The sequence below is a fragment of the Pantoea sp. SGAir0215 genome, assembly GCF_043543215.1.
This window is the reverse complement of record NZ_CP028031.1, coordinates 2,695,099-2,714,684: the sequence shown is the minus strand read 5'-3', so window position 1 is coordinate 2,714,684 and position 19,586 is coordinate 2,695,099. Positions and strand designations below refer to the sequence as shown.

General features: G+C 54.0%; 17 protein-coding genes. 5 read left to right on the top strand and 12 right to left on the bottom strand.

Annotated elements, in window-relative coordinates; translation table 11 throughout:
• Positions 1 to 38: 38 nt before the first annotated feature.
• The gene (locus C1N64_RS12715; RefSeq protein ID WP_394514850.1) at positions 39 to 1,700 is read right to left on the bottom strand and encodes a methyl-accepting chemotaxis protein; all 1,662 of its coding nucleotides are present in this window, start codon (positions 1,698 to 1,700) and stop codon (positions 39 to 41) included.
• Between the two features lie 733 nt (positions 1,701 to 2,433).
• Here C1N64_RS12715 and C1N64_RS12710 point away from each other — a divergent pair.
• Both C1N64_RS12710 and C1N64_RS12705 read left to right on the top strand, forming a co-directional pair.
• Positions 2,434 to 3,651: a pectate lyase family protein gene (locus tag C1N64_RS12710; protein ID WP_394514849.1), complete on the top strand. Its 1,218-nt coding sequence runs from the start codon at positions 2,434 to 2,436 to the stop codon at positions 3,649 to 3,651.
• Positions 3,652 to 3,675: 24 nt separating this feature from the next.
• Positions 3,676 to 5,265: a rhamnogalacturonan lyase B N-terminal domain-containing protein gene (locus C1N64_RS12705; protein WP_394514848.1), complete on the top strand. Its 1,590-nt coding sequence runs from the start codon at positions 3,676 to 3,678 to the stop codon at positions 5,263 to 5,265.
• 53 nt (positions 5,266 to 5,318) lie between these two features.
• On the opposite strand, the gene C1N64_RS12700 is transcribed toward C1N64_RS12705, so the two are convergent.
• Complete coding sequence (locus C1N64_RS12700; protein WP_394514847.1) at positions 5,319 to 5,948, bottom strand: glutathione S-transferase family protein; 630 nt, start codon at positions 5,946 to 5,948, stop codon at positions 5,319 to 5,321.
• A 445-nt stretch (positions 5,949 to 6,393) separates the two neighbouring features.
• On the bottom strand, positions 6,394 to 7,290 hold the full coding sequence (locus tag C1N64_RS12695; RefSeq protein ID WP_394514846.1) for an alpha/beta fold hydrolase: 897 nt from the start codon (positions 7,288 to 7,290) through the stop codon (positions 6,394 to 6,396).
• A gap of 837 nt (positions 7,291 to 8,127) precedes the next feature.
• On the opposite strand from C1N64_RS12695, the gene C1N64_RS12690 reads away from it, so the two are divergent.
• Positions 8,128 to 9,672 (top strand): methyl-accepting chemotaxis protein, encoded by a 1,545-nt coding sequence (locus tag C1N64_RS12690; protein ID WP_394514845.1) that lies wholly within the window; start codon positions 8,128 to 8,130, stop codon positions 9,670 to 9,672.
• Positions 9,665 to 10,006 (top strand): hypothetical protein, encoded by a 342-nt coding sequence (locus C1N64_RS12685; RefSeq protein ID WP_235318765.1) that lies wholly within the window; start codon positions 9,665 to 9,667, stop codon positions 10,004 to 10,006. Before C1N64_RS12690 ends, C1N64_RS12685 begins: the two co-directional genes overlap by 8 nt.
• Positions 10,007 to 10,280: 274 nt before the next feature.
• Here the strand turns inward: C1N64_RS12685 and C1N64_RS12680 are convergent, their stop codons facing one another.
• A complete protein-coding gene (locus C1N64_RS12680) occupies positions 10,281 to 10,520 on the bottom strand; it encodes an XRE family transcriptional regulator (protein ID WP_367143048.1) in 240 nt (79 codons plus the stop codon).
• A 267-nt stretch (positions 10,521 to 10,787) separates the two neighbouring features.
• Positions 10,788 to 11,423: a DUF2268 domain-containing putative Zn-dependent protease gene (locus C1N64_RS12675; RefSeq protein WP_367143049.1), complete on the bottom strand. Its 636-nt coding sequence runs from the start codon at positions 11,421 to 11,423 to the stop codon at positions 10,788 to 10,790.
• A 764-nt stretch (positions 11,424 to 12,187) separates the two neighbouring features.
• Here C1N64_RS12675 and C1N64_RS12670 point away from each other — a divergent pair.
• The gene (locus C1N64_RS12670) at positions 12,188 to 12,751 is read left to right on the top strand and encodes a DUF4142 domain-containing protein (RefSeq protein ID WP_033741414.1); all 564 of its coding nucleotides are present in this window, start codon (positions 12,188 to 12,190) and stop codon (positions 12,749 to 12,751) included.
• Positions 12,752 to 12,848: 97 nt separating this feature from the next.
• Here the strand turns inward: C1N64_RS12670 and C1N64_RS12665 are convergent, their stop codons facing one another.
• From C1N64_RS12665 to C1N64_RS12635, 7 genes are all read right to left on the bottom strand, one after another.
• Positions 12,849 to 14,906: a sensor domain-containing protein gene (locus C1N64_RS12665; protein WP_058708163.1), complete on the bottom strand. Its 2,058-nt coding sequence runs from the start codon at positions 14,904 to 14,906 to the stop codon at positions 12,849 to 12,851.
• A 223-nt stretch (positions 14,907 to 15,129) separates the two neighbouring features.
• Positions 15,130 to 16,794 carry a methyl-accepting chemotaxis protein gene (locus C1N64_RS12660; RefSeq protein WP_058708164.1) on the bottom strand — a complete coding sequence of 555 codons (1,665 nt, stop codon included), beginning with the start codon at positions 16,792 to 16,794 and terminating at the stop codon, positions 15,130 to 15,132.
• A gap of 274 nt (positions 16,795 to 17,068) precedes the next feature.
• A complete protein-coding gene (locus C1N64_RS12655; RefSeq protein WP_275044815.1) occupies positions 17,069 to 17,203 on the bottom strand; it encodes a hypothetical protein in 135 nt (44 codons plus the stop codon).
• Between the two features lie 696 nt (positions 17,204 to 17,899).
• The gene (locus C1N64_RS12650; RefSeq protein ID WP_058702020.1) at positions 17,900 to 18,094 is read right to left on the bottom strand and encodes a con-10 family general stress protein; all 195 of its coding nucleotides are present in this window, start codon (positions 18,092 to 18,094) and stop codon (positions 17,900 to 17,902) included.
• Positions 18,095 to 18,463: 369 nt separating this feature from the next.
• The gene (locus C1N64_RS12645; RefSeq protein ID WP_133745223.1) at positions 18,464 to 18,739 is read right to left on the bottom strand and encodes a hypothetical protein; all 276 of its coding nucleotides are present in this window, start codon (positions 18,737 to 18,739) and stop codon (positions 18,464 to 18,466) included.
• A gap of 150 nt (positions 18,740 to 18,889) precedes the next feature.
• Complete coding sequence (locus C1N64_RS12640) at positions 18,890 to 19,090, bottom strand: hypothetical protein (protein WP_033741409.1); 201 nt, start codon at positions 19,088 to 19,090, stop codon at positions 18,890 to 18,892.
• Positions 19,091 to 19,114: 24 nt separating this feature from the next.
• On the bottom strand, positions 19,115 to 19,435 hold the full coding sequence (locus C1N64_RS12635) for a hypothetical protein (protein ID WP_033741406.1): 321 nt from the start codon (positions 19,433 to 19,435) through the stop codon (positions 19,115 to 19,117).
• Between the last annotated feature and the right edge of the window lie 151 nt (positions 19,436 to 19,586).

The window sequence follows — 19,586 nt, the reverse complement described above, 5'->3', positions numbered from 1 at the left end:
TCAGCCCTTAATTAAATGAAACCCTGTTAACGTAAAGATCAGAAACTCTGCCAGTTGTTTTCATCTGCTGCTGCAACGGCAGGACCTGAACGAAAAGACGATGGCGCGTGTGAAGAAGGTACCCCCTTGCTGCGGACCACCGCAGGGACGTGTGAAACCGGTTTAAGGGTAAAGTTATTGACCAGCTGATTCAGTGATGTGGCCTGCACCATCAGCGAATTTGAGGCGGCTGAGGCTTGTTCAACCAGCGCGGCGTTCTGCTGAGTGACATCATCCATCTGGTTAACGGCCTGATGCACCTGGCTGATCCCCTGTGACTGCTCACTGGCGGCCACAGAGATTTCATCCACAAGATCGGTAACCTGCCTGACGGCATCATTCATGCGTGACATATTACTGCCAACGCCCTCAGCCTGTTCGGAGCCTGCCTGGACAAAACTCATAGACGATTCGATCAGCTCTTTAATTTCACGGGCTGAAGAGGATGACCGCTGTGCAAGATTACGGACTTCACCTGCCACCACGGCAAATCCGCGCCCCTGCTCCCCTGCCCGAGCCGCTTCAACAGCGGCGTTGAGGGCAAGAATATTGGTCTGGAAGGCAATACCTTCAATCAGCGCAATGATGTCAGTGATTTTTGCGGAACTGTCTTTGATATCGCCCATCGTTGACAGCAGTGTGCGGACACGGCCTGCGCTGTCTTCTGAAATGTCCTGTGCATTTTTGGCCAGCTGGCTGGCAAGCCGTGTGTTTTCTGCGGTCTGACGGACGGTTTCACTGAGTTCAGACATGCTTGCTGCTGTCTGCTCAAGCGACGCGGCCTGCTCCTCCGTGCGCGAAGACAGATCTTCGTTGCCGGCCGAAATCTGCGCCGATGCTGAACTGACAGACTGCGCCGACGCTTCAACCTTGGAAAGTGAGTCTGACACATTCTCAATCAGATGGTTAAAGGCGCTGGCGGTCAGGCCAATTTCATCCCGGCGACTCACATCTGCACGCAGCGTCAGGTCAAGGCGTTCACTGGCGGTTTCCATTACATGACGCATGCCGTTCAACTGACGTTTGATGCCAAAAATGGTTCTGAGGGCGAAGAATGCGAGAATGATAATGGCTATGGCAGAACCGCCGATGAGGCTCCACACTGTTACGTTATAAGTGTGATCATTTTGTTTGCGCAGCGCATTACCAATGTCTACGTTGAGTTTCAGCTGTTTCTGAAAACCGGCATTGAGCTGACGCGCAGCGGCACCAATGCCGTCGTTACCCTGAAGGGAGCCGAGTGAAGCCGCATCATTTTGTGCACGAGAGGCGACCAGAAAAGCCGGTAAAGTATCCTCAACTTTTTTGATAACGGCAAACGAATTTTCCGTTAACTGACGGTCCTCATCGTTTGAAATATCATTCTTCAGATAATACTGGTTGAGTGACTTAATCTGGCTAATCGCCCCCTCGATTTCCTTTTCCAGCACAGCCTGACGGCGCGGGTCTGTCGCACTCTGGTGGCGGTAAAGTGAGATGACAAGCGCATTACTGCTGTCGACCATTTTGCCGATGTCCAGAATGGACGGAACCGTATTTTCCTGAACATAGTTAAAGCGGGACTGAAAGCCGCCCGCCACCAGCACGGCAACGATAACCATCGTCACCAGGGCAGCAGAAAGGAGTGAAAAGGTAAAGAGTAAACGCTGTGTAATGGTCATGTTATTTCCTGCCATAAAGGGATTCTGGTCACTGATGGATATCAGTATTAACTCAAACATTCAGACGATTTATCGGCGGGAGAAAAACATCATTTAATAAAAATGATCAGATAATGACCTATTACTGTAACAGGTGATGAAAACAAAGTTGGGCCAGGGACATAAACAGCCCGTTAAGCGTGGTTCAGATTCCGTGAGTAATCGCCCTGAAACAGCCTGAGGCAGACATGACAAACGGTACTTCTCACACTATGCGAAGTATAAATTATGCGACGCATATGTCTTTATGTTCGCTCCAGTTGTTGCGACAGGTTTAACCTTACAGCGGCAGGATGGCGTCCTTATTTACAGTAGAAACTGTTGTATTTGCATCCACTTCTGGCAGGCAGCGGAACAGCGCGGTAACGGCGCAGTTTTCGGCTGACGCGATCAGCCCTGAACGCGAGATCTGATGCGCAGGGACATGTTTACGTTGCCTGTGTGTCCATGATCGGCCTGTGACGCACCTGCGAGTCACGGCTGTACGTTCATTTCGACTTTCCTGTACGATGCGAGTGGCCTGGTGGGTTCGACAGGCTCTTCCCCCGCTCGACATCGATGCGGGTCCGGTATGTCAGCGCAACACGGCTTTGTTGAGAGGACAGGAATGAAAAGCCCGCACTGTCGCTTCAGGTTTTCAGTTCACACGCTCTGTAGACAGGCTGTTCTCCGCCCTTTATACGGATTGTTCACGATGTTCCTCCTTGCGGTTCTTTGCCTGACGCCCGCGTCATCGCGCGCTGCCGATTTGCCGGACGGCTTTGCCAAAGGCGTGACGGGCGGTAGCGGTGGCGCGGTTGTTCATCCCATCCGCACTGATGATCTGGTGAAGGCGTTGTGCGCCACCTATGACCGACACGGAAACTGTACGGATGATCGTCCCCGGATCATCGCTCTGGATCATATCGTCGATTTTCGTGGAACGGTCATGGTCAACGGCAAAGCCACGACCACGGAAAGGGGTTGCATGGCAAATGCCTGCCCAGGAGGCGGTGGTCAATGGGCGCGCAACGGTGCCAACCAGTTTTGTCAGGGCAAAGCGCCGGTTTGGGTGACCTATGATAATGCCGGTTTAGACCGTCTTAAGGTGGGATCAAATAAGACGCTGATTGGTGTAGGGGCACATGCAGGGATTCAGGGTATCGGGCTTTACGTCGGTGGCGGCGTTCACAACGTGATTATCCGCAATCTGACACTGTCAGATATCAATCCGCAGCTGGTCTGGGGAGGGGATGCCCTTACCGTTGATAATGCCGAGGGTGTGTGGATTGATCACAATACTTTTGCCCGCATTGGCCGACAGATGATTGTCACGGGCTGGGGCTCCGCGTCCCACGTCACGCTTTCCGATAACGAATTTGACGGCAGAACACCCTATTCCGCGACCTGCGACGGCCACCATTACTGGGTCTGGCTGTTTCTGGGACACCATGACACATTAACGGTCGCGCGCAATTATGTTCATGATACCTCCGGGCGTGCCCCGCATGCCGGTGGGATGGGCAATGCCAGTGTCCTGGCGCAGCTGGTTAACAATGTCTTTGTCAATCTGACGTATCAGGGCGCGATAATGTCCAGAACACCCTCTTCGCGTCTGCTGGTGGAAGGTAACGCCTTTGAGAATGTGGCTCATCCGCTGTTTAACGACATCCGGCAGCCCGGTAATGCCTTCGCGCTTTTTGATACGAACGCCGCCGCTGGGGAAAACGCCTGCCTGAAAAATCTGGGCAGGCGCTGTGTCAGTAATCTGCAAACCCAGAGCGGCACCGACTATCGCCCACAAGATATCACGGTCCTGGAGGCTTTCAGATACGATCGCGCCTGGCTCGTCTCGCCTGTTTCCGCAGAGGTGGCCAGCGTCCAGGTGCCCCGTGAAGCTGGCGTGGGCCATATTCACAGTCCGGTGCGGTAAGTTTTTAATGTGAGGGTTTCCCCGATGGCACGTATATTGTTGCGCATTTTTGTCTTCTGTCTGTTCAGCAGGCTGGGCGTTGCCAGTGCCTTCGGCGTGAAACACTCCGGCAACACTCTGGTGGTGGATACCGGTGCCGATCTGGTGTTTAGCATCGATGACCTCAACGGTGATCTGACATCCATGCGGTTTCATGGCAGTGAGCTGGCATCACCAGAGCACAAGGCCTCACAAGTCGCCTCCGGACTGGGGCTCGCGCAGGTTGCAGTGAAAACGGCAGGCGATGTCATTGTCATCAGTGCGCAGGCGGGGGAACTTATCCACTACTACATCGCCAAAAAAGGCCGTAACGCCCTGTATATGGCGACCTACGCGCCCGCGCTTCTGCCGGTCGGGGAACTGCGTTTCGTGACGCGTCTGGATGTCAAAAAATTCCCAAAGGCCGACTGGGGCAACGATTCAAACGTCGGAAAAGCGATTGAAGGCAACGACGTCTTTTTGTTGCCTGACGGACGGACCAGTTCCAAGTTTTACTCCGCCCGTCCCATGATTGATGACGATCTGCACGGCGTCCACGGCCCGGGCGTAGCGGTCTTTATGTTGACGGGCAATCATGAGTTCAGTTCGGGTGGCCCCTTCTTTAAGGACATCGCGACGCAAAAAACGCAGATGACACACGAGCTGTACAACTATATGTATTCCAGTCATACCCAGACAGAACCGTTTCGACCGGGGTTGCATGGTATCTATGGGCTGTTGTTTACGACCGGAGAGAAGCCCTCCGCCACGTTAACCGATGTAGGATTTATTCATGCGTCACTGGGGCTGAAAGGGTTTGTCGATCAGACTGAACGCGGCACGCTGTCAGGTGTGGTGACAGGAATGAGCGATCGCCCTGCCGCCGTTGTCGGCCTGCGAAACGCCAGCGCCGAATACTGGACGCGCGTGGACAGCCAAGGGCGTTTTACGCTGACGGGCGTGCGTCCGGGGCACTATCAGACAACGCTGTACGATGAGGAACGCGAAGTCGCGCAACGTCCAGCGGATATCCAAGCCGGCAGACAAACTCAGATTGCACTAGCCGCCCAGACCTTACCGGGTCAGGTTATTTGGCAGACGGGTTCACCGGATGGCACTCCGTCGGGGTTTCGTAACGCCCGCTTGCTGATGTCCGCTCACCCGTCCGATCGGCGTATGTCGCCCTGGACAGCCGCTGATTACCTTGTGGGAACCGCATCAGAAAGCGACTTTCCTGCCGCGCAGTGGCGGGATATTAACTCGCCAACTCGCATCCGTTTCATGCTGTCCCGTCACGATGTGCATGATTTAACTTTACGGATTTTTATTACTCTGGCGCAGTCTGGAGGACGCCCTCAGGTCAGCGTCAATCAGCGCTGGACCGCGCCGATTCCGCCGGCTTCTGACCAGCCTGCAAGTCGGGGGATCACCCGCGGCACTTTCCGGGGCAATAATGCGCTTTTTACTTTTGTCCTGCCGGCTTCCGCCCTGCAGGCAGGAATTAACACACTGGATATCAATGTGGCCTCGGGGCAAAAAGGCACAGGATTTCTGAGCCCAGGCTTCGTCTATGACAGTATTCAGTTAGTACGATGAGCGGCGCGTTATCAGACCTGAAAAGGCGGAGAAAACGCTGTCTTCATCGCGTGTCAGGTTCCCCAGTGACGGCGCACAACAGCCTTGATGACAGGATGCGTTTCTGCCTCTGCCAGCGAAGCACAGAAAGCGGGTCTGGTGCGGCTGAGATGCGCACGCGCATTGCTCCAGCGGCTCACCACACAGGCCAGCATTTCAAGCGCGCCGGGGTTAGCAGGCTGCCATGCGCGCGTGTCAAAAAAGAGATCGCTGAACATGTCCCACTGCTCATAGAGTTTTTTGACCGCTCCCTCGGCCAGCTGCTTACGCTGAACCGGCGAGCCTGTGTCCAGCCATCTTTCCGGGTAATCAATGATGCCGATGGCGGTATAACAGTTTGCACTTATATACACCAGCCCCCGTAATTGCTGAGCACGCACGTCGGCGTCAGTTGAAAGGATGCCGGCATCAGGACAGGCCATACCAAGATAAATCATGATGGCTGCACTTTCAGTCAGCACGGCCCCGTCAGGCAGGATGAGCGTGGGGATCTGGACCAGCGGATTCAACCGCTTTAAGGTTTCAAACCCACTGTCTTTGTGCCATGAATTCGCCTCAACCGTTGTGTATTCCGCCCCGGCCAATCTGAGCGCCATCTCAATCGCGGCAGCGCCCGAACGTGCGCTTCCATAGAGTGTGTACATATAAGATACCCTGTATGCGTTAATCCCGCGCCCTGAGGCAAGCCTGTATACATATTACCAGCAGTGATGACGTTCATCAGGGTGGCACCAGAAGCAGAATGACTCCCTGCTACAGATGAGAATAAAGGCAGTATTTAGTGATCGCGTAATAAGCGTCGGACAAAATCAGGCACGTTATCGACGCGAAAAGAATTACATCATGTCTTAAACAGGTTTCTTTTTGAAATAACAGCGCGTGTTTTGATGTTGCTCAGCGTCTTCATATACGCCATTGATGACGAAACACGGTCATATTTATCACTCTTGTCGTGGCGTTATCTGTCACTTCCCTAATAAAAAGAAAGTGCCAGCGAATGCCCTGCTCCTCGTTACAGACAGGATCAGGGACTTCCGTGACAGAAATCCCCTTCTGCTTGCGCCATGACGTTGTATCCAGAAGTCGGCATTAATGGGCATATTGTCCAAAAAACTGAATCAGTGCCCTGGCCGTCGCTTCAGATTGCTCCTCCGGCTGAAAATGGCCGCAATCCGCCAGTCGCTGGCTGTGAATATCGTCCCCATACGCTTTCAGGGTGGCGGCCATATCCGCAATAGAGCCCTGATCGGCTGACAGCCCCAGTACCGGCATCGTCAGACGCGTTTGCTGTGCAAGCGCAGCATTCTGTGCCGCTGACTGTGACAGGGCGCGGTAAAACGCCAGTCCTGCGCGCAATCCACCAGGGGCTTTGAGCAGGCGTTCATATTCGTTAATTTCCGTCTCGCCGTAACAACGGTGGTCGGCCGCTTTCTCCCGAAAGAACCATTCCAGATAAATGCGCTCACGCCCCGTCAGTAAGGCTTCGGGAAGATCCGCAACGGCATTGAAGGCGAAGTGCCAGGTCTTCCAGGATTGACGGGAATCTGTGGGCAACGTATCCGGCAGCGATATACCGGGAATACCGGCGTCCATCAGGGTCAGCGCCCGGATCTCCTCGCCGTAAAGCATCGCATAAGTAAAGGCGACCCAGGCACCGACGTCGTGTCCAGCCAGAAAATACCGGCCTAATGCTAACGATACGACGAAGGCGTGCAGTCGGGTGGCAACCGTTTGAGTATCGTAGCCCGCAAGCGGTTTATCGGTATCACCCTGGCCGGGTAAGTCGACGGCCACAATGCGAAAGTGCGCCATCAGACCGGGCATAACCTTTCGCCAGGCAAACCAGCTTTCAGGGAAACCGGCCAGCAATACCAGCGGAAAGCCATCCGGTCGGCCACCGGTGACGTAATGAAAACGCAACCCTTCCACACGTGCAAAGCAGTGACGAAAACCGTCGGGCGCATCAGGAATCACAGAAGCGGACATAACCTTTTCCTCTTGTCATACGATCACTCATCGGCAACCGACAGGTGCGTGAATGAAAATAAATCCGATGGGCGGACTCGTGCGATTTTCTGGTGAACCAACCTGACCGGCAGTCGCCCGCACAATCGAGATCACCGCCCCGTTTTCGTACGCAGCTTCCTGAGCGGCCAGCATTATCGGCCTGTTCATTTCGTGTGACCTGAACCGTTCATTAACCCGGTCAGCAACGGACTCAACGTCGGGAAACGGCTCGGCAGTACGCTGTCAGGTCCGCAGAGTACGGGATCGAAGCCGGCTTCCAGTCGGAAGAACACCTCGTCGCGAGCGTTGGATGTACGCCAGTATTTTCAGCGTCCGGCCGATAGATCGGTATCGTGCGTAAGAATCGATGCTTTACCTACTCCTCGCATTCCCTGGTGAAGCGCCAGAAAGCTCTCTGCCGCAGCGGTTTCATTCGTCGTTGCCGCCACAGAGCCGTCCTGTTCGCCCGCTTCTGTCAGGGTCTATAGTTAGGAAATGATCATTTCCTATATAAATCTGCAGCGGTTATCATGTCAAGCTCAATGCTTCACTTCATAACACGCTAGCTGAGATACCTGGCGACAACGCGAGGCGGGCTGAATACGAGCCGTAACAGGGATGTCAGGATGGCGCATTCAGTCGTTCCAAGGCCATCCCGTTATTCTGCCCCCTTATCTGAGGTCTGTTTAGGAACGGTATAACCAGGAAACATACGAAATTGTCAAGGCGAATTATAATTTAATCGCTTTGACAGGCATCATTAAATGTTGCCGGGGAAAGATACACAGCAAAATTCACTGTTATAACGAGAACAAAATGAAAATTTCAACCCGTCTGACTGCAGGTTTCGGCCTGCTTATCCTTCTGTTTATTATCTGCACAGGCACGGCGCTCAATGCCCTTCATAAAGCCCGGGCAAGCATGGATATCGTCGTGAATATCAAGATGAAAAAATATCAGCTTGCGCAGGATATGCTGGGGGAGTTAAGGGAGATGGCTATTGATGTCAGAACGCTTGGCCTGCTTAGCGATCCGGTTGCTATGAAACCCGTCGCTGCGCAGATGGAAAAAAATAAAGCTGACTTCATTGCCAATCGTCAGACGCTGGGCGATCTGTTGCAGATTGACTCGCTTCCGCCGGGTCGCGCGGCCTTTAAAAGACTGACCGATACCGAGAGCGAGTTCTTCAGCATCTTCGCCAAAGCCAGTCAGCTTGGGCTGGCCAACCGTGATAAAGAATTTTTCGAGTGCCTGACAAAAGAGGTACAACCTGTCCAGGATAAAATGCTGAAAGATCTGCTGGTCGTCACTAACATTCAGCAGAAAACCAGTCTGGCCGAGGTGCAGCAAAACAGCGCGGCTACCGCCCAGGATACCCTTTTTCTTTTGCTGCTCGCCGGGGCTTCGGTGCTGGTGGGCGTGGGTGCCTGCGTCGTGGTGATCCGCATCCTCATGCGTCAACTGGGCGGTGAGCCCGCCCAGGCCCAGGCACTGGCTGCGACCATTGCGGCTGGCGACCTGACCTCGCCTGTCGTGCTTCGTCGTAATGATACCACCAGCCTGCTGGCCTCGCTCGACAGTATGCAGGCGAACCTGCGCGGGCTGGTCTCGCAGATCAAGGATGCCTCGGCTTCCGTTTCTCTGGCGGCTGATGAGATTGACCAGGGTAACACCGAACTCTCATCCCGCACCGAGCAACAGGCCGCCGCCCTGCAGGAAACCGCCGCCAGCATGGAGCAACTCACCGCAACGGTGAAGAGCAACTCGGCGGGTGCGCAGCAGACAGCCGACGCGGCACGGGGGACGGCGCAACTGGCGCGCGAGGGGGAATCTGATATGCAACGCATGACACATACCATGCATGACATTTCGGTCAGCGCCACCAAAGTGCGTGATATTACCTCGGTGATCGAGAGCATCGCCTTTCAAACTAATATCCTGGCCCTCAATGCCGCAGTAGAAGCGGCTCGCGCGGGTGAGGAAGGGCGCGGTTTCGCGGTAGTCGCAGGCGAAGTACGCACGCTGGCGCAGCGCAGCGCCACGGCCGCGCGGGATATTAAAATCCTGATTGAACAGGCCGTAACACAGGTAGAAAGCGGCGTGAACGTGGCCTCTTCCACCGGACAAAGCATTTTGAAAATTGTGGGAATGGTCGGCGAACTCGCGGAGGCGATGGATAACATCTCTCTGGCCTCTTCAGAGCAGATGCAGGGTATTTCGCAGATCAGCGTAGCGGTGAGTCAGATGGACGGTGTGACGCAGAGCAACGCCGCGCTGGTTGAAGAGTCTTCTACGGCCTCGCGTTCACTTTCTGAACAGGCGCATGCCCTGCGCGGCATGGTGGAGGCGTTCCGTGTCTGAGCCCCATCCGCAGCCTGATGCGCCAGAGAACGATCCGCTTAACATCGCGAAGATAAGTGCGCTGAAGGCCGATATTGATGTCATTTTTATTCAGCTCAGGCACGGTGGCTACGCCAGTATGGACACCTTTGCCAATAACTGGGCGCATCTGATACGTCGGGTTCAGGACATAAAGCCCCTGCTGAGTCGGCCCGGCGTCACCGAAACGTTGCTGCGCACGGATGTGCGGCTGACGGCAGATTTGATGGCGATCAGTTATGCCGTAGAAATCATTGAAAATTTCATGGCCTGCGCCGCACAGCAGGCGAAAGACGGGAAAGACCGACAGGGATAAACGATGGCGCGGACGCTCAGGGGGGCCGCGCGATTACCTTCAACATGCATGCAACAGGGCATGGCCCGCCGCGTTTTTCAGGCGGGCTTTTTTTGCCTGAATCAGGTGCTGATTTCGGCTGTGAATCCCCTTTTCAACGGCACTTTCGTGTTGGTCGGGCGAAGAGCCTGTTAACTGAATATTCCTTCACGCCTTATGCTGACCCTCCTCCGCCAAGCAGGCATTGTGATGCAGACGAGCCAGCCAAGCTTTTGGGGCTCTGCTGCCCTGTTTTTTAAGTCTCCCGACCGAGTTTATTAAGCTCAGACATCGCCTGACGAACCAGCCAGAAGCCAGGGGAATAAAACGCCCGACCGAGTTTTTCAGCCACGGCTGGCGTAACGGTCAGCGTGCCGCGCAGGAGGAACCTGGCCTCATGCATCTGCAGCCCGGAACGGCGGCAGAGCTGCTCTACGCTCATATTGTATTCGGCTAACAAAGACGCCAGAAAGCGTCCGACTGAATGCTCGTCCATAAAGCCTCACTTCTTCCATGGTTTCCCCCGAGCATAAAACACTCATCAGCCCTGTTCAATACGCATGCAATATCTTATTGGGATAAGCGAAACGCTAAACGAGGGCGCGTAAACGGGCAGATTCCCCCTGCTCCGCAGGCTTCACACCGCCTGATAAAAAGCGGCAGGATTTAGCCGGATAAAGGCGTTTGCTTTATAAAGACGGGCTCATTGTGGCCCCGCCCCCTCAGCGGCAGAATACAGACCAATACATATGTCGGCGTTATGCTAAATAAAGACGCTGAACGCATCGGCTTCTGTATGGGCCAGCTGCGAAGCCCGACGTTCCGGCCTGGCAGCAAGATAGCTGGCCACCAGATTAAAACCCAGGGTATAGCCCAGCCAGCGCGGCATATCGCCGGCGCCATAAAACCACTTGCTGTGATCGTAATCGGTGCACAGCCAGTCCTGATGCAGTTGTGGCAGATAAGCGTGAATCAGTTCGGCGTTGATGCATTCCCACAGTTCAGGTTCTCCGCCAAAAAGCTCAAGCACGAAATGCCCGGCCAGCCCTTCAGAAACACACGCTTCGCCCAAGGTGGTGCCATAGCCGGGACCTGCCCACCGCGCGGCATGATGAAGTTCATGCGCGAACATCCGTTCAAGCGATTGTGCCGCATTTTGGCAGAATGCAGGATTGTCAGGATCAACCGTCACATACACGATCCCGGGTTCGGGGCAAAATCCGCTATGCCCTTTTTCCGGAACAACTCTGTTTCCCGTTTTAACCACCACATCCAGTGCCGGGAGAGACATAAGGCTATCCGCACGTCTGTGCGTCGCCGTCAGGCAGTCCTTAACCCAGTCACTGTGTGCGGTGAGTGTCTTTTGCGCATCCAGAAAGTGCAGCATCATATAAGACATCGTCTTACCCCCCAGCCCGTCAGGAAATGACACTATTCTGTCAGATCTTATTGTGCTGAAAAAACTGTCGCCCCGCGCCTGCATCGCGCACAGGGTGGGTTTTCATTTGTGTGCCTGCCGCTGGCTTAATGGGCCCCGCTCACACCGGGTTTACGGTCACAACCAGAGGCGGGATTTGATTCTATTCTCCCCATGCGGGAACGTGTTTTTGACGTTGATAAGCTGCTGACCGGCTTTACATGCATCCTGAGTCTGGAGGACAGCAGCCTGTGCCCTTCCCGTAGAAAGGTGCTGACTTTATCGCCTCTTTCCTTTACGGGGTCAACGCGAAAACAGGCTGACTCCTGGGGGTTTTCCGTTTCCCGTTAAGAACGGGCAGCACACAATCAGCATCACGTCCCGCTTACCGCGCTGCCGCGTTTAACGCTTTATGGCAAAAATGCAGCCGGCGAGAAAAGATCACTGGGGGGTTTCTCAGCCAAAACTTTAATTAAATTTATGTTATAAACTTCACCTTCCAGGCCGCCCGGATGTCGCCATGCTGTATAAAGGCGGCTTAACCCAACGCCTCGCTTGGCTTAAATACACAACAAAAAGAAAAAAGATATCAGCTCCGCTTCTCTGCAACCGCCTAAAACATAAAAAAAATTGCTGGATAAATCCGAAACTCCACTATACTGACCAGTGCACTTGTTATCTCCCTACATGGCTGCACACAGAAAATTCCCTGTCGTCAGCCTCCCTGTAAGCTTCAGGAGAACGAAATGAAAAAGAGTAAGATGTTAACAGGCCTGCTGGCCGTTTCAGCTGCTGTCGCGATGTTCAGCAGCGTGAGCGTGCAGGCGCAGACGCCAACGAGCGCGGCGCAGAGCACCACAGCTGGACAAACAGGGACAAAGCTTAGTTCCGGTGACGAAAAAGCAATCAAAGACATGGCGCAGGCAAATATCAATGAAATCGCTGCCGCTAAAATCGCGCTAAGTAAGGCTGAAAGCAGCGAGACCAAAGCCTTCGCGCAGAAGATGATCGATGATCACACCAGTGCCTTGACCAAAGTGCAGACCGTCGCCCAGCAAAAAGGGGTGACGCTGCCGACCGCGCCTGATGCTAAACATAAAGCCATGGCCACTAAACTGGAAAAACAGAGCGGCAAGGCTTTTGACAAGATGTATATGGAAAATGCCGGCGTCAAAGACCACAAGATGGTGTTGTCGACGCTGGAAAGTGACGCGAAAAAGATAAAGGATCCCGATGTGAAGGCGCTGGCAGACGCCCATACTCCGGTTGTTGAGCAGCACCTGAAGTCCGCCCAGGACGCGTCAATGTAAGGCTCTGTGCCAGCCATCAACTAAACAGGTTGTCCGGTGAACCTTTGTCATGCCGTCCGGGCAACCTCTTATTCAGGTTTTCAGGACGGTAATGCGTTTACGTCTGGATCCAGTACGGTCCCGGCCTGCCAAAAAGATACCCTTGCATTAAAGGACATTCATATGTCCTGAGCCAGGCCGCCTGAGCCAACGTTTCCACGCCCTCTGCAGTGACTTCCACGTTCAGTTGACGGCACAGTGAAAGGACAGCACTGACGATGGCTGCCGCGCCGGCATCCTGGTGCAGATCGCTGATGAATGACCTGTCTATCTTAATTCTGCTGAAAAGCCCGGAACTGAGGTGGCTCAGTGAAGAAAACCCCGTGCCAAAATCATCCAGAACGACATTAATGCCTGTCTCCCGAAACTTCCGTATCACTTCGTAACTGAAATCCGGGTTGTCGAACAAGGCCGATTCGGTAATTTCCAGTTCGAGCCTGTTGGGATGTAGCCCGCTATGGATGAGAACGTTTTTCACTCTGTCAGACAGTTGCGGGTCCCTGAACTGTCGGGGGGAAATGTTTACGGCTATCCGCTCCTGTCCTGACCAGCCCGCCATATCCGTACAGGCGCGCGCAAGCGCAAAGGCACCGATATCATGGATAAGTCCGGTTTTTTCAGCAAGAGGAATAAAAATATCTGGCGGCACACTTCCTCTCACAGGATGATGCCAGCGCAGCAGGGCTTCATAAGCCACAATCTCTTCACTGACGCTGCAGACAACAGGCTGATAAAATAGCTGTAGCTCACCGTTTTCCAGTGCCCCACGCAGGTCGTTTTCCAGGCTGAAGCGCTCTGCCGCAGAGCGGGCAAGCTCATCGGTAAAGATGACCCAGCCGTTACGTCCGGCTGACTTGGCCGCATACAGGGCAATATCCGCCGCCGATAACATACTTTCAGCATCCCGCGCATAGCCGGGAAAGAGGCAGACGCCGAAGCTGCAACCCGACGTGACTTTCCGGCCCTTCAGCATGAACGGCTCCTGCAATACGGCCGTAAGGCGTGATGCCGTTTCGCTGGCTTCAGAGGCTGAGCTGATACCTGGCAGGACGGCAACAAACTCGTCGCCGCCTGTACGGGCCAGTATATCTTCAGGGCGCAGGACGGATTGCAGCCGCGCGGAAACCTCAATAAGCAGTGCATCTCCGGTAGGATGTCCCAGCACGTCATTGATACTTTTGAAACGATCGATGTCGGACACCATGACGGCAAAGGGGCTGTCACCGCTAAGAAGCGTCTCCAGTTCGGGCATCAGGCCCCGCCGGTTGAGGAGCCCTGTCAGTGGGTCATGAAGGGCGAGGTGATTCGCCCTTGCCGCAGCCTGAAACTCCGCGGTGACGTCCAGGATGGTATACAGAAGATAGTCTTCTCCCCCGCCCGAATTAAGCCTTTCAGCCGTGATGCGGAGTGAAAAGGCCGACTCTGTCGCCGTCGACGAGACCGTTTCGCTGAAACCTTCATCGGGAAGAAGCGTAAAGGCTTGCCTGAACACACCCGCCAGATCGTCTGGCAGATCCGCGTGAAGCGAGGTTTGCGTGTTACCGCTCAGCACCAGTTCCTGCAAACAGGGCAAATTTCTGGCAGTCGGGTTCGCACGTATAATGTCGCCGGATTTTGCGTCACACAGGATAAGCGCACAGGGCGTGTGACAGAAAACCGCGTCAAGCACCTTATTGGTGTCTGACAACTCCGTTTCTCTTTTCAGGATAACCTGTTGAGCGATGCGTAATGCCGCCCTTTCCTGATAATCATGCGTGACGTCGCGCACGATTTTAATAAATGCCGCATGTTCCTGATCGGAGGGATTAAGGAATTCAATTTCTACGGATGCACGAAATGCGCTGCCGTTTTTCCGCAGCCGCCAGCCTTCGCCTGTAAACTTGCCATGCTCGCGGGCCTCTCTCAGGTTTGCCTCAGGTATGTTCCTGGCCTGTTCATCTTCATCATAAAAAACCGAAATATGTTGCCCTCTGATATCACGGCTGTCCCAGCCCTTAATCTCGCGGCACCCCAGATTCCAGCTCATGACTTCTCCGGTTGAAGACAGCAGGTATATTGCGCAAAGAGACGTTCTGGCCACGGCGGCCCCCAGTTGGTCATTGGTTACGGATTTCATGCGGCTGTCCTTGAAAAGTTCACCGACCTGTTCGGAGATGATCCTGCTTTACAGATGAGTATCGGCGCCGGTGGCCTAAAACAGTGACACAATTTTGTAAAAATTTAGTCAGAGAAAAAAGAGCGACAGGTATTTCTACCTGTCACAAAATAATGCATGCAAGACGGTCGCAATGTTATCCGCTTCTGGCTCAAATCAGCCCCCTCAAATCCGGGGGATGGTTTCAGAATGTTGTCCAGTTTTCTTCCGCATCTTTCCCGGCTGGTCGGCTGGAGTGAGGCGTTGTCGTTGAGGCGGAAACCGTGACCGGCGCTTCAACCAGTGCGGTTTGAGCGACGGGCGATAACGGCTCTGACAGCGTAAAAACAGAGACGGACTGCAGCAATATATCGGCCTGTTCGCGCAGACTTGCTGCCGCTGAAGCGGACTCTTCCACCAGGGAAGCATTCTGCTGCGTCACATCATCAATTTCCGTCACGGCAATGCTGACCTGTTCAATTCCACGAGCCTGTTCTGCGGTGGCGGCGGTGATTTCCTCCACCCTGTCAGTCAGTTGACCGACCGACGAAACCACGGCAGACATGGTGTCAGCAGAACGCGCCACCAGTGAAGTCCCTTCGCTGACGCGCTGTGCGTTGGCTTCGATGAGCTGACGAATCTCCCCTGCCGCTGTTGCACTGCGTTGCGCCAGCGAACGGACCTCACCAGCCACCACGGCAAAGCCACGCCCCTGCTCGCCTGCCCGCGCGGCTTCGACAGCGGCATTAAGCGCCAGAATATTGGTCTGGAAAGCAATGCTGTCAATCACTGACGTGATATCCGCAATGCGTCCTGAGCTCTCACCAATTCCCTTCATGGTACCGGTGATATCTGTGGTGATGTCATTACCCTGGCGGGCAACGTCACGCACCGTTACCGCCAGCATCGCGGCCTGGCTGGCATTGTCTGCGTTATTCCTGACCGTGACGCCCAGTTCACCCATTGTGGCGGCGGTCTGTTCCAGCGCGCTGGCCTGTTCTTCAGTGCGCTGTGACAGATCGGTGTTTCCCTGAGCTATCTGCAGGCTCGCGGCGGCAACACTCTCCGCGTTCACCCGGACAGCGCTGACGGTTTGTACCAGTGAATGCTGCATCCCACGAATCGCTATAAGGAGTTTTCCGGTTTCGTCACGTCCTTTGACCGGCACTTCTGCAGTCAGGTCGCCGTCAGCAATGCGCTCTGCGGCCTGCAGCGCGATGTTTACGGGCCTGACAATGCTGCGGGTAATAAACCAGGCCAGGGTTGCTGCCAGCACAATAGCCGCCACGCTGAGGGAGACAAGAACAACCTGAGCGCTGCGCTGCTCTGCCGCTGCTTTGGCACCGGCGGTCTTCATCTGCTGGCCCTGAAAGGTCGCAAGGTCTGTGATAGCCTTTGTGTATTCGTCCTGCGCCTCATAAGCGGGTCCGGTGAGCAGCCGCGTTACCTCATCCCGCTTACCTTCCATGCCCAGTTTTACCGCCTGTTCAGAGTAGGCAAGATACTGCGTACCGGCCCGTTTCATCACGGCGATGAGCTCACGGCTTCTGGGCGCATGAAGTATCTGATCGACTTTATTAAAAGCCGTTTCAAGCCGTGCGCGGGACTGCTCATAGTTTTGTTTCAGTCTTTCTTTTTGAGCCGGGTCATCGACCAGTGCGATACTGCGGACCATACGACTCATATCCGTAACGTAAAAGCGCAGGTTACTGGCAGCGGTCGCTTTATCAAAACGATCGCCAGCCAGTTTATCCACGGTGTCGCCCAGGGAGTCGATACGAATTAAACCGGCCAGCGCAATACCGATAAGAAGAAGCAGAATAAAGCCAAAAGCGGCACCCAGTCGAATGCCGATGCGTATGTTGTTCATTACCTTTCCTCGGTTAAAATATGAAAATAAAATTATTCAGAGCCAGGGTTCAGACCTGACGAGCCTAATCCCGCGCGCGTTTTACCGCTCTCTTTCAGCAAACAGCGATCAGGATGATTAAGCTGTTCGGGAACAAGCTGCGCGCAATTTATAATCAGGTGCCGTTTTAACACCCTGTTTAACGGGACTGGCCGCACAGAGAAATACGTGTTTGTGGCTTCCTCATGACGTAAGTACGTGAGGAACGGCATCGCAGGCAGTCCCTCCGCATTGATTAACGCAGTAGTGACAGCATGGTCTGCGCCAGCACAGAAGACAGGCGCACAATCGCCCTGCGCAGTGAAGACGGTGAAAGCGTGAGGTTAGTCTGGGTAACCCATGACAGCCTGGTTATGTGGCTAACGGTCATGTTAAATCCTTCTGGTAAAAGCGCGTTTATCCCGTTTTAAAGTTATCGTCACTGTAGTTACTTTCTTTAACTGTGACATACATCAATTATTTTAAAGCGTTATTACACACATCTTAATTCGCTCTTAATGTACGGCGATGGAGAGAAACACAGCCAGGCCGAGCGCGTAACGGTTCCGCTACGCGCAAAAAGCGGCCGTTCGCGCCAGCCTCCGTCAGGCGCAGAGTTCTGACCATGACATAAAGCCGAACCATTCGGACACTGACGGATAACAAAAGCGTGATGACCGGGGGCAGGATGGAATATCAATGCGGAAGTTTTTTGCCGTTTACGCTTGCAGGGAAGTGCCTGCAGGACCAGGCTGATTGAGGCTATCCCTCTAAGGAAAGATCTTGTTGCATGGAAGATGACTTAACCGCCTACGGGCGGTTTTTTTTATCCCGATAAAACAGAGAAGAATCAACATTATCAGGGATGATGAGCCGTTCAGGCGCTTTTCGCGTATCCTCACTGAAAATCATGAGCCCGCCCTGAAGAACAGGGCCAACAGCGTATAAAACTTGTTAACGAGACGGCCCGGCAGGCTTACCGGGCCACTGATTTACAGCCCTTTCGTCTTGTTAATCCAGTACTGCTAAGGTCCTCTTTAAAACAGGCGGGGAAAGCCGCAAGCCCGCAAGTCGCAAAGGCGGCCCCTCAACCAGTCCGGGAAGCGGTTTCCTGTGCGCTGCCCCGGCGGCTTGCCTTACCCCCTTTTCGTCCGGCCTCAACCGCTCTTTCCGGGTTATTTTTAAAATTACCGCTACTGGCGGCTCCGCCTTTCCTTCCGGCTTCCGCCGCGCGCTGGGGATTTTCCGCGAAATTTCCCGCGCCACCACGTCTGTTGCTCATATCTGTTACCTTTTGATTGTGTAAAATGTTTATGAGGATATAAGCATGGCTGTAATTTTGAATAAAAACAGGAATAAACATAGATTTACGTCGGAAGAATAAAGGGTTTTAGATTCACCGCTTCGCTTTCTACAGATTTTTTATCTATTTAAAACAGCGTTAACAAAATAAAATTTGTACACCATGATTGGGTCGTGTACAGTTTCCACACCCGGTCTTTTAAGAAGATTCTTACCACCATCCCGAACAGGTTTGCTGCTTGTCTTCTTCTTTACGAGACAGCGCTTGCAGGAGTCAGCCTGCGGGACCTGACGCAGCGTATGCTTATTAACGATGCTGGCTCCCGGGCGGACAAGGCATGTTCTGATTTTACAGTTTCGGGTGGCCGGGACTACACTCGAAAAACATACAAAAATGATGCTTTAGCGCAATACCGCTTGTCCGCCGCAACGGACTTTTACTGCCAGCAACAAGAAGGTTGATATGTTCAGGAGTGAAGAAGAAAAGGTAAACATTGTTATCGGCGAAGCCCTGCTGACGCTGCTTGAAGATGATGCAGACATAAGTTCTGAGGCGCTGCGCGTGCAGCTGAACAGGATGCTCGAAACGGAAACTGATGATGCCCGGCGTCAGCTTATCGATCACGCTTTGCGCCAGACCCGCAGACTTTTAAGCGGCGCAGCCAGTGAAGACAGCAATTTTTTCGGAGAAAGACATCTCCAGTTATGGGCGGGAAACGGCCACTAACTTCCTGACAGCATCGGCTGATACACGTGGCAGAGCGTGTCGCAGAGGTCAGTGAACTCTGCGTTTCATCATCAGCACGGCCTTCTCACAGCCTGCCCGCACCCGCCAGTCTCCGGTTTCCTGCCCCAGGCGGTGTAGCGCGCAGATAATCTCTTCTTTCTTTACACTGGCTTTTTCGCTAAGCAACTGCGAGATAACTTTACCCGCCAGTTCAAGCGCTTTTTCTTCGGTATCTTCTCTGGACCCCATGAAGCCTCCGTAAAGCAAACGTTCTTACAGTATAGCATCCTGACCGAAGCGGCCCGGCAGCGCCTGCTGGACCGCTTCCTGCAGGACGCAAAAAACGGCCCGGTTAACAGGATGATTTCCGTTTTCGATGGCCGTCCGGCCCCTTCCCGCCGGCAGCGTATTCATCACCGCAACCGAACCCAGCGGCAAGCAAAACGTCCCCATGGAGAAGGCGATCTGTCGCGCCTGAACAGGCTCTGAGGCGGGGTTCAGATGAAGCAGATAATAAGAAACGTTGAAGTCGTGATTGACGGGAAGCTGCCCAATCACGTTATGGCCTGTCATACAGCATAAAATATTGTTCACCCTCGCAGTCGCACATCCTGACCGCAGGCAGCCCCTCTGCCCGGCGCCGCTCGTTAACACAGCACTGGGATGGGCCGGGCTTAACGCCCGGCCCATATGACGCAGTTTGCTGGCGAAAGCGGAAGTGAATGGGTTATTCCCCACCTCCGCT